Origin of the sequence: Streptomyces phytophilus (assembly GCF_013870535.1) — a bacterium.
GTDB classification, from domain to species: domain Bacteria; phylum Actinomycetota; class Actinomycetes; order Streptomycetales; family Streptomycetaceae; genus Streptomyces; species Streptomyces phytophilus.
This window is the reverse complement of the sequence record NZ_JACBXC010001471.1, coordinates 1-1,368: the sequence shown is the minus strand read 5'-3', so window position 1 is coordinate 1,368 and position 1,368 is coordinate 1. Positions and strand designations below refer to the sequence as shown.

The following is a 1,368-nucleotide window of genomic DNA, read 5'->3' as shown; positions in this document are numbered from 1 at the left end:
GGCGCGTTCTTGGCGCGGCTGCGGGCGCGCAGGTACTCGATGACGATCGGCAGCACCGACAGCAGGACGATGCCGATGAGGATCGCCTCGACGTTCTCGTGCACGAAGTCGATCTGGCCCAGGGCGGCCCCCAGAAGGGTGACGCCGACGCCCCAGAGGATGCCGCCGATGACGTTGAAGACGACGAACTGGCGGTAGTTCATCCGGCTGACGCCGGCGATGATCGGGGTGAAGGTGCGCACGATGGGCACGAAGCGGGCCAGCACCAGCGACTTCGGGCCGTGCTTCTCGAAGAACTCGTGCGCCTTCTGCACGTTCTCCTGTTTGAACAGCTTGGAGTCCGGGCGGTTGAACAGGGAGGGGCCGACCTTGCGCCCGAAGAGATAGCCGACCTGGTCGCCGGCGATGGCCGCGACGGCGATGAGCACGCACATCAGCCACAGCGGGAAGTCGAGCACGTCCGAGGTGATCAGCAGGCCCGTGGTGAACAGCAGCGAGTCGCCCGGCAGGAAGAACCCGATGAGGAGCCCGGACTCGGCGAAGACGATCGCGAGCACGCCGAGCACACCGAACTTGTCGATCAGGAAGTCGGGATCCAGCCATCCCGGTCCGAGCGCGAGCGTGTTCATGTGTGCGGGACTCCAGACATCTGGGACGGGCGGCAGGGAGAAGAGTGGGCCACCTACGGAAAGAACGCAAGCCGGACGCATGCGGTTCCGGACGCGGGGCGGGGCGGTCCTAGACCTGTCGCTCCGGCCAGCCCAGCAGGCGGGCGCCCATGGCGGCGGTCTCCAGGGTGTAGCGGTGCAGGGAGTCCGCGACGTCGTAGCCGGTGAGGGTGCGTATCCGGTCCAGCCGGTACGACAGCGTCCGCACGCTCACGCCCAGCCGCCGGGCCGCCTCGGCGTTGACGTAACCGGCGGCGGCGCAGGTCTGCAGCGTCGCGAGCAGCGGCTCGGCGCCGCCGCGGGCCTGCGTCAGCGGGCCGAGGACGGTGCGTACCAGATCGGCCATCGCCGCCCGGTCGCGCAGCAGCACCGGGAAGACCAGCAGCTCGGCGGCCTGCAGCACCGGCTGCGCGAGGCCGAGCGCGGCGGCCATGTCAAGCGCGCCGAGCGCCTCCTCGTAGCTGCGTACGACCCCGCCGGGGCCCGCGTGCTCGCGGCCCATGGCGACGCGGGTGGCACCGGCGTAGCCGCTGCCCGGCTCCAGGGCGACCTTCGCGAAGGCGTCGAGCAGCGAACGCTCGCTGCTGCCGGCGACGCAGACGAGCCGGCCCTCCTTGGTGGTCAGCAGCACGTCGCGCTCGCCGAAACGGCCCAGCAGCTCCCGCTCGATGCGCCGCACCAGGGGGTGCACGTCGGCGAA

General features: G+C 70.5%; 2 protein-coding genes. Both read right to left on the bottom strand.

Translation table 11 applies throughout. The features are described from left to right. On the bottom strand, window positions 1–629 hold a 629-nt coding region (locus H5J30_RS33455), incomplete at its 3' end, for a DedA family protein (protein WP_181791500.1). A gap of 109 nt (window positions 630–738) precedes the next feature. Next, a partial coding sequence (locus H5J30_RS33450) for a PucR family transcriptional regulator (RefSeq protein ID WP_181791498.1) occupies window positions 739–1,368 on the bottom strand: 630 nt, incomplete at its 5' end.